The organism is Corallococcus sp. AB049A, assembly GCF_003668885.1.
GTDB classification, from domain to species: domain Bacteria; phylum Myxococcota; class Myxococcia; order Myxococcales; family Myxococcaceae; genus Corallococcus; species Corallococcus interemptor.
On sequence record NZ_RAWL01000383.1, the window covers coordinates 1 to 8368 of the forward strand.

The following is an 8368-nucleotide window of genomic DNA, read 5'->3' on the forward strand; positions in this document are numbered from 1 at the left end:
AGGCGTCGGCAGGGTCAGATGTGTATAAGAGCCGGGGGGGCGGGGGCGGGATGTGCTTGATGATGGCGTCGTACAGCGGCTCCAGCGTCTTGCCCGGCACGTCCAGCGACGTGGAGGCCTGACCCTGGCGGGCGACGGTGTAGAGGACGGGCATCTCCAGCTGCTCTTCGTTCGCGCCCAGGTCGATGTAGAGCGAGTACACCAGGTCCAGCACTTCCTTGGCCCGGGCGTCCTGGCGGTCGATCTTGTTGATGACCAGCACGGTCTTCAGGCCCATGGCCAGCGCCTTGGTGAGCACGAAGCGCGTCTGGGGCAGGGGACCTTCGGCGGCGTCCACCAGCAGGATGACGCCATCGACCAGGCGCAGACCGCGCTCCACCTCACCACCGAAGTCGGCGTGGCCCGGCGTGTCGATGATGTTGATCTGCATCCCCTTGTAGGAGACGGCAGTGTTCTTCGCGAGGATGGTGATGCCCTTCTCGCGCTCGAGGTCGTTCGAGTCCATGACCCGCTCGGCCACGTGCTCATTGGAGCGGAAGGTCCCAGCCTGCCGGAGCAGGTGGTCGACGAGGGTGGTCTTGCCGTGGTCGACGTGGGCGACAATGGCGACGTTGCGGATGTTTTCGCGAGAGATCATCAGGACCAACTAACGGAAATGAAGGTGCGAAGAGACACGCCCAGAACGGGGAATCTCAATCCCACCGGAACCCGGAAGGCGGGGGCTTATATGCCGGGGGCTTTCCACCTGCAATGAAGGCGGGTGTCCAGCAGGTAAACAATCAAGCCCCCCGCCAGCTGGGCGCTTATCCCACCTTCGGGGGGATTTCGGCGGTCTCCACGCCCAGCCGCTCTCTCAGGAAGCGCTCCACCCGCAGCTCCACCAGCCCCGGGACTTCCAGTGGGGCGGTATGGGTGCCCTCGGAAATCATCAGGAGCTCGGAGGCGGGAATCCGCTCGGCCATCTTCCGGGACAGCCAGCCGGGGGTGAAGCGGTCCTTCTCTCCGGCCACGACGAGGGTGGGCACGTCCACGTGCTCCAGGTGGTCCTCGGCGGTGTGGTTGGCCAGCGAGTCCAGGGTGCGCACGAACACGACGGGGTCCATGCGCGCCAGGTGGGTGAAGTAGGGGGCCAGGTCGTTTCGCGCGATGAGGTCCGGGTTCATCTCCAGGCGGATGGCCAGCTGCACCACCAATTCCGTGGTGAGCGCCCCGTGCACGATGCGCGCGGTGTGGCGGGGGAAGCGCTCCACCGCGGCCCTCAAGGTCGGGAAGAGGCGCTTGAGCAGCGTGGAGTCGTGGAAGGTGTCCAGCGGCATGCCGTAGCTGCCGCACACCAGCACCAGCCCCTCCACGCGCCGGGCGTAGCGGCGGTGGAACTCCAGCGCCACCTGCACGCCCATGGAGTGGCCGAAGAGGACGGCCTTGTCCATGCCCGCCGCGTCCATCACCCGCGCCATGTCATCGCAGGTGTACGCCATGCCAATGCGCGTGCGGTCCGTGGGGACGGTGCTCTTGCCGTGGCCCCGGTAGTGCCAGCGCAGCACGCGGTGGCGCCGGCCCAGGTAGGGCAGGAGGTACTTCCACGCGAAGCCGTCACAGCCCAGGCCGTCGCACAGCACCATGCCCGGGCTGCCGTCGCCACGGACCTGGTAGTAGAGGTCCGCGCCGTCCGGCACCCGCAGCGAGTCCTGCCGGAAGGAGACCGCCTGTCCATGGGGCGCGCTCACGCCTCGGCCTCGTCGTTTTCCATCCCCTCCGGGATACCCTTGTCCAGCCCGTAGCGGGAGATTTTCAGGAGGAGGTTGGAGCGGCTGATGCCCAGTTCACGCGACAGCCGGCTCTTGTTGTAGCGGGTGCGCACCAGCCCCTGGTGGATCATCTCCTTCTCCAGGGATTCCACCGCCTCGTGCAGTTTTCCGTGCGCGCGCGGGGCGATGAAGGGCCCGCCGCCGGGGACGACGGCGTCGCGGATGCGGCTGGAGAGCAGCTCCGCCGGGATGGTCTCCAGCTCGCCGCCCAGCACGAGCAGCCGCTCGATTTCGTTCTCCAGCTCCCGGATGTTCCCCGGCCACGCGTACGCCCCCAGGATGCCCAGGGCCTCCGGCGCCAGGCCCCGCGCGCGCTGGCCCTCGCGGTGGTGCTTGCGCAGGAAGTGGTCGATGAGGACGGGCAGGTCGTCCTTGCGCTCGCGCAGGGGCGGCAGCTGCAGGCGGATGACGTTGATGCGGTAGAAGAGGTCCTCGCGGAACTCGCCGCGCTTCACCATCTCACCCAGGTCCTTGTGGGTGGCGGCGATGACGCGCACGTCGACCTCGCGGGAATGGGTGCCGCCCACGGGCAGGAAGGTGCCCTCCTGGAGGACGCGCAACAGCTTCACCTGGAGGGCGGGGGACATGTCGCCCACCTCGTCCAGGAAGAAGGTGCCCTGGTCCGCGACCTCGAAGAGGCCCTTCTTGTCCTTGAGCGCGCCGGTGAAGGCGCCCCGGGTGTGGCCGAAGAGGGCGCTCTCCAGGAGGTTGTCGTTGAAGGCGGAGCAGTTCTGCACGACGAACGGCTTGTCCTTGCGCGGGCCGTTGTGGTGGATGGCGCGCGCCACCAGCTCCTTGCCCGTGCCGGACTCGCCGTTGATCAGGACGGTGGAGTCGGAGTGGGCCACCTTCTCCATCAGGCGGAACACTTCGTTCATGGCGCCGGAGCGGCCGATGATCTTCTCGAAGCGGTAGCGGTTGGACAGCTCGGAGGCCATGGACTGGATGGTCTCCTCCTTGCGCGTGAGCTCCACCTCCTGGTTGGCGATCTCCGTGACCGCGAACTCCAGCAGGTCCGACAGCTTGCTCAGCTCCGAGCCGTCCAGCACCGGCACGCGCTCCGCGGCGCCCTCCAGCTCCAGCAGCGCCCCGGGCGCGATGTCGCGCATCTTGGTCATGAGGACCTGGCCGTCCCCGGGGATGAGCGGCTGCCGGGCGAAGCCCTCCACGAAGAGGAAGCCCTCGTATTCGTTGCGGATGTAGAGCGGCGCGCCGACGATGGACAGGCGCAGGTGGCAGTCGTGGAAGAGGGCGCGGCGCAGGTTCTTGGCGGCCTTGAACTTCTCATGGAGCACCCGCACCGACTGGGCACACCGCCGCATCCCCTCCCGCGCCCCCAGGGAATGGCGGCAGAAGTCGTTGGGCGGCGGGATGAAATCCCCGCGCTGCCAGTCGTGCACCACGCCGTTGCGATCCGCGAAGGAAAGCTCCACCTGCCACCACTTGCGGATGACATCCCTCAACATGACAATGGTGTGCAGATTCTGATGCTTCTCGAAGTCCATCCCCGCGTCCCTCGGCCTGTTGCGGATCAGGACAACGGATCTACGGGGTTGTCCGAAATCAATCCAGCGGCACCTGTCCGAAAGAAGGCGCTGATCGCGTACCCTGGGTCCCTGTGAGCGCACCCCCACATACACACGGCAGGGCAGGGCACGGCCATTCGCACGAGCACGACCATGACCACTCGCACCATGGGCATTCGCATGGCCATGGGCACGGTCATTCGCACGGCCCACGGAAGGGCGGGCTGGCGGAGGAGCGGCGCAAGGACCGCCGCCGGCTGCTGTTCGCGCTGGCGCTGACGGCGACCATCATGGTGGCGGAGGCGGTGGGCGGCTTCCTCACCAACTCGCTGGCGCTGCTCTCCGACGCCGGGCACATGCTGACGGACGTGTCGGCCATGGTCCTGAGCCTGCTGGCGCTGTGGTTCGCCGGGCGGCCCGCGGACCTGAAGAAGACCTACGGCTACTACCGGATGGAGATCCTGAGCGCGCTCCTCAACGGGGTGCTGCTGCTGGTCATCACCATCTTCATCCTGCTGGAGGCCTGGGAGCGCATGCGCACGCCGGCCCCGGTGGAGCTGGGGCCCATGGCGCTGGTGGCGGGCATTGGCCTGGTCGCGAACCTGGCGGCGCTGGGCTTCCTGCACCAGACGCACTCCATGAACGTGCGCGGCGCGTTCCTTCACGTGCTGGGGGACACGCTGTCGTCGGTGGGCGTGCTGATTGGCGCGGGCGTGATGTGGTGGACCGGCTGGTACGTCGTGGACCCCATCATCTCCGTGCTGATTTCCATGATCATCGTCGTGGGCGCGCTGCGGCTGGTGAAGGACGCGGTGGACGTGCTGCTGGAGGCGGTGCCCGCGCACGTGGACCTGGAGCAGGTGCGGGAGCTCATGGGGAAGGTGCCGGGCGTGCAGGCGGTGCATGACCTGCACGTGTGGACCATCTCCAGCGGGATGTACGCGCTGTCCGCGCACCTGGTGGTGGCGGACCCCATGGTCTGCAACAACGACGACATCCTGTCCGCGGTGAAGCACGACCTCTTCGACCGCTTCGGCATCGACCACACGACCATCCAGATTGAGAGCCAGTCGTACGCCCACCTGGGCGAGGTGCACTGACTCGCGCTTGCGAAAGGCGCGCGGGGAGGGAATCCTCGCGGGCTTCTATGAGCGTGCTGGACAAGGTGTTGTCGCTGCGGCCGGGCAACGTGGTGGCGCGGGTGGGCCCGGGCTCCCGGGTGCCCTTCCTGGACTCGCGTGAGCTGCTCCGGGCGCTGGAGTCCACGCCCATGGCGCTGCCGTGCCTGCCGGTGCTGTCCAAGGGCGCGCTGCCGGGCCTGCTGGGCGCGGCCCGCGCGGAGGACGCGGTGCTGGGCCTGTCCTGCCCGCACCCGCTGGCGGACCGGGGCGCGCCGGAGCGCTTCGTGAGGGCGGTGCACGCGGCGGCCCAGGAGGCCGAGCACACCCGGCCCCTGTTCCTCCAGGCCGGCCCCCTGCGGGTGACGTCCACGGACGCGGACGTGCTGGACGCGCTGCAGGAAGGGCTCTTCCGCGTGGTGGACGCGGGCTTCGCGCTGGTGTCGTTGGACCTGTCGCGCCTCACCTCCTACGAGGCCGTGGAGGCGGTGAACGCGCTGGCGGGGCCGCTCAAGGAGCGCGAGCTGTCGCTGGAGGTGTCCCCGCCGCAGGTGGCCGCCGGAGGGCTGGTGGACGCGTGCGCGACGCTGCTGGAGGGGCTGTCGCAGTGGCAGTGCGTCCCGCGCTTCCTGCGCGTGCAGGACGCGCAGCTGGGTGACGGTGAACTGGACGTGGAGCTGTTGCGGCACGTGGTGGAGACGGCCGCGGCGAAGGGCGTGGCGGTGGCGGTGGCGGACGGCTCCACCGGGCCCGCGCGGGGGCTGTCCAGCTACGTGGCCGCGGGCGTGCGCAAGGTGGACCGGACGGGCCCCTTCGGCCCCCTGACCCTTCGCGCCTGGGCTCCGGAGGTCCGCGAGCCGGTGGTGGCGCGGGCCCAGGCGGCGGGCATGCCGGCCGGGGAGCTGGTGTCCGTCATGGAGGAGGGGCTGCCGCCCCTGACGCCGGCCGCCCGGGAGACGCTGGAGGCGCTGTCCTTCGCGGAGGCCACGGAGGCGCTGGGGGCGCTGGGGGCGCACCGCTCGGCGTCGGTGGCCATGGCGTTCCTCGCCAACCCGGGCGGGGACCTGGGCTAGAAGGGCGCGCATGCGCATCGTGGCAGGCAGCGCGAAGGGCCGGGCCCTGACGGGCCCCAAGCCGTCGTCCGGACACATCCGCCCCACGGCGGACCGGGTCCGCGAAACCATCTTCAACATGCTGGGCCAGTTCCTGGACGGCCAGGCCGTGCTGGACCTGTACGCGGGCACCGGCGCCCTGGGGCTGGAGGCCCTGTCGCGGGGCGCCGGCAGGCTGGTGCTGGTGGACCAGGACCGCGAGGCCCTGGCCCTGTGCCGGAAGAACACGGACGCGCTGGGCTTTGGCGCCCAGGTGTCCATCCTGGCGCAGCCCGTGGTCCGCGCGCTGGAGACGCTGGGAAAGCAGGGGCAGAAGTTCGAGCTCGTCTTCGCGGATCCGCCCTACGCGGCGCGCGTGGTGGAGACGGTGCTGGAGGCGGTGGTGGCCGCGGGCGTGGTGACGCCGGGCGGCACGGTCATGGTGGAGCACGACAAGCGGGAGGCGGCCCCTGAGTCCCACTCGGGGCTCACCTTGGAGGACCAGCGCCGCTTCGGCGATACGTTGGTGAGCTTCTACCGGGCGCCGTGACGCGCGCTTGACCCGCCCCGTGGGCCCGCCGAGACTTCCCGGCACCCATGCCGGTTGCCATCTATCCTGGTTCGTTTGATCCGCTCACCAACGGGCACCTGAGCCTCATCCAGCGCAGCCTGAAGATGTTCGACCGGCTCATCGTCGCCATCGCGGTGAACCCGAAGAAGACGCCCCTCTTCAGCCGGGAGGAGCGCGTGGAGCTCATCCGCGAGGCGGTGAACGACCCCCGCGTGGAGGTGGACGCGTTCCACGGTCTGCTGGTGGACTACGTGCACCAGCGCAACGTGAGCGTCGTCATCCGCGGGCTGCGCGCGGTGTCCGACTTCGAATACGAGTTCCAACTGGCGAACATGAACCGCAAGCTGGCGCCGGACATCGACACCGTCTTCATGATGACGGGCGAGGACTACTTCTACATCTCCTCGCAGCTGGTCCGGGAGGTCGCCACCTTCGGAGGGAACGTGGAGGGGCTCGTCCCCCCGAACGTGAACGCCGGGCTGAAGAAGAAGTTCGGCCCGAAACCGTAGCGGCTTCCGGGCAACGCCGCGCGCCCTTGGTGCTTGTCCGGTTCGGACGTTCCGCGCTAGGCAGGGTGCATGAAACTCGCCCGCCGGCTGAATGCCATCAAGCCCTCCGCCACCCTGGCCCTCAACGCCCGCGCGAAGGCGCTCGCGGCGAGCGGGAAGGACGTGGTGGTGCTCGCCGCCGGTGAGCCGGACTTCGACACGCCGGAGTTCGTGAAGCAGGCGGCCATCGAAGCGCTGCGCACGGGCTTCACCAAGTACACCGCCACCGCGGGCATGCCGGAGCTGCGCGAGGCCGTCTGCCGCAAGCTGGAGAAGGACAACGGCCTGAAGTACGCGCCGGACCAGGTGGTGGTGACGGCGGGCGGCAAGCAGTCGCTCTACAACTGCTTCCAGGCGCTGCTGGACGAAGGCGACGAGGTGATTGTCTTCGCGCCGTACTGGGTGAGCTACCCGGACATGGTGCACCTGGCGGGCGGCACGCCGGTCATCGTCCCCACGCGCGAGGAGGACGGCTACGCGCCGGACCCCGCCGCCATCAAGAGGGCGCTCACCCCGCGCACGCGCGCCATCGTGCTCAACAGCCCGGCCAACCCCACGGGCGCGGTGTACTCGCGCGCCACGCTGGAGGGCATCGCGGACGCGGTGCGCGGGCACGACTGCATCCTCGTCACGGACGACATGTACGAGAAGCTCCTCTACACGGGGGAGCCGTTCCTCAACATCGGCAACGTGGCGCCGGACCTGGTGCCCAGGCTGCTGGTGTCCAACGGCCTGTCCAAGTCCTACGCGATGACGGGCTGGCGGCTGGGCTACGCGGCCGGGCCCAAGGCGCTCATCTCCGGCATGCAGCTGGTGCAGGACCAGTCCACGTCCAACGCGTCCTCCATCACGCAGAAGGCCGCGCTGGCCGCGCTCAACGGCCCCTCGGACACCATCACCGCGATGGTGAACGAGTACCGCGAGCGCCGGGATTTGTTCGTCGCGGGGCTCAACGCCATCCCGGGCATCAGGTGCCGGCTGCCGGAGGGCGCCTTCTACGCGATGGCGGACGTGCGCGCCCTGCTGGGCAGGACGTACAAGGGCAAGCCGCTGACGGACTCGCTCCAGCTCTCCGAGACGCTGCTCAACGACTTCCTGGTGGCGGCGGTGCCGGGGGATCCGTTCGGCGCGCCGGGCTACATCCGCATGAGCTTCGTCACCTCGCGCGAGGTGCTGCAGAAGGGCCTGACGCGCCTGCGGGACTTCGTGGCGGCGCTGGGCTGAAGCGCCCGGCGCCCCGTACCTTCTTCAGTCCGTGTACGCGAAGGCGTGCCAGCTCAGGTTCGTGGCGTTGCCACGGAAGAGGAAGATGGCCGCGTGGCCGGAGAGGTTTCCCACCGCGGCCCACGTGTCCTTGAGCGCGCGCGGATCCAGCCCCAGGCGCGCGGGCGGCTTGCCGTACTTCTTCTCCATCTCCGCCATGGGCAGCACTTCGATGTCGTAGAGCGTGACCAGGTCCGTGCGCCGCGCGCGCAGCTGCTTCACCCACGCCTGCACCAGCTCCTCCGGCGTGTTGAAGCGCTTGTCCTCCAGCTGGAACGGGTAGGTCAGCTCCGCGGACGCGCTGCGCACATCCCCCGTGAGCAGGCTCTGGAAGAGGAAGCGCGCCTCGTTGCGGATCAGCGTGCGCGTCAGGGTCTCCGGCGTCAGCTCCTCGTCGCTGGGGCGCGCGGCGTCCCGGCCCGGGGCCTGGGGGGCCGCGCGCC

7 protein-coding genes and 1 pseudogene are annotated in these 8368 nt (G+C 69.3%); 5 read left to right on the forward strand and 3 right to left on the reverse strand.

All coding sequences use genetic code 11. The features are described 5' to 3' along the window. Positions 1 to 803: 803 nt before the first annotated feature. Both D7X55_RS30745 and D7X55_RS30750 read right to left on the reverse strand, forming a co-directional pair. Positions 804 to 1727 carry an alpha/beta fold hydrolase gene (locus D7X55_RS30745; protein ID WP_121724922.1) on the reverse strand — a complete coding sequence of 308 codons (924 nt, stop codon included), beginning with the start codon at positions 1725 to 1727 and terminating at the stop codon, positions 804 to 806. Further along, positions 1724 to 3313, reverse strand: a complete 1590-nt coding sequence (locus tag D7X55_RS30750) for a sigma 54-interacting transcriptional regulator (protein WP_120547334.1) — start codon at positions 3311 to 3313, stop codon at positions 1724 to 1726. The genes D7X55_RS30745 and D7X55_RS30750 overlap by 4 nt, the downstream gene beginning before the upstream one ends. 113 nt (positions 3314 to 3426) lie before the next feature. Between D7X55_RS30750 and D7X55_RS30755 the strand changes: the two genes are divergently transcribed. From D7X55_RS30755 to D7X55_RS30775, 5 genes are all read left to right on the forward strand, one after another. Beyond that, positions 3427 to 4434 (forward strand): cation diffusion facilitator family transporter, encoded by a 1008-nt coding sequence (locus tag D7X55_RS30755; protein ID WP_121724923.1) that lies wholly within the window; start codon positions 3427 to 3429, stop codon positions 4432 to 4434. 47 nt (positions 4435 to 4481) lie between these two features. Further along, positions 4482 to 5525 (forward strand): hypothetical protein, encoded by a 1044-nt coding sequence (locus D7X55_RS30760; RefSeq protein WP_121724924.1) that lies wholly within the window; start codon positions 4482 to 4484, stop codon positions 5523 to 5525. Positions 5526 to 5535: 10 nt separating this feature from the next. Further along, positions 5536 to 6093, forward strand: coding sequence for a 16S rRNA (guanine(966)-N(2))-methyltransferase RsmD (rsmD, locus tag D7X55_RS30765; protein ID WP_120547331.1), 558 nt, complete (start codon positions 5536 to 5538; stop codon positions 6091 to 6093). A 47-nt stretch (positions 6094 to 6140) separates the two neighbouring features. Then, positions 6141 to 6623, forward strand: coding sequence for a pantetheine-phosphate adenylyltransferase (gene coaD / locus D7X55_RS30770; protein ID WP_120547330.1), 483 nt, complete (start codon positions 6141 to 6143; stop codon positions 6621 to 6623). A 69-nt stretch (positions 6624 to 6692) separates the two neighbouring features. Further along, complete coding sequence (locus D7X55_RS30775) at positions 6693 to 7886, forward strand: pyridoxal phosphate-dependent aminotransferase (RefSeq protein WP_120547329.1); 1194 nt, start codon at positions 6693 to 6695, stop codon at positions 7884 to 7886. A gap of 24 nt (positions 7887 to 7910) precedes the next feature. On the opposite strand, the pseudogene D7X55_RS30780 reads toward D7X55_RS30775, so the two are convergent. Beyond that, positions 7911 to 8368: pseudogene (locus D7X55_RS30780) on the reverse strand (hypothetical protein); the annotation flags it as partial.

Excerpts from the sequence above, each read along its gene's own strand:
- D7X55_RS30750 (WP_120547334.1), bottom strand. The coding sequence starts at position 3,313 with ATGGACTTCGAGAAGCATCAGAATCTGCACACCATTGTCATGTTGAGG.
- D7X55_RS30760 (WP_121724924.1), top strand. The coding sequence starts at position 4,482 with ATGAGCGTGCTGGACAAGGTGTTGTCGCTGCGGCCGGGCAACGTGGTG.
- rsmD (WP_120547331.1), top strand. The coding sequence starts at position 5,536 with ATGCGCATCGTGGCAGGCAGCGCGAAGGGCCGGGCCCTGACGGGCCCC.
- coaD (WP_120547330.1), top strand. The coding sequence starts at position 6,141 with ATGCCGGTTGCCATCTATCCTGGTTCGTTTGATCCGCTCACCAACGGG.
- D7X55_RS30775 (WP_120547329.1), top strand. The coding sequence starts at position 6,693 with ATGAAACTCGCCCGCCGGCTGAATGCCATCAAGCCCTCCGCCACCCTG.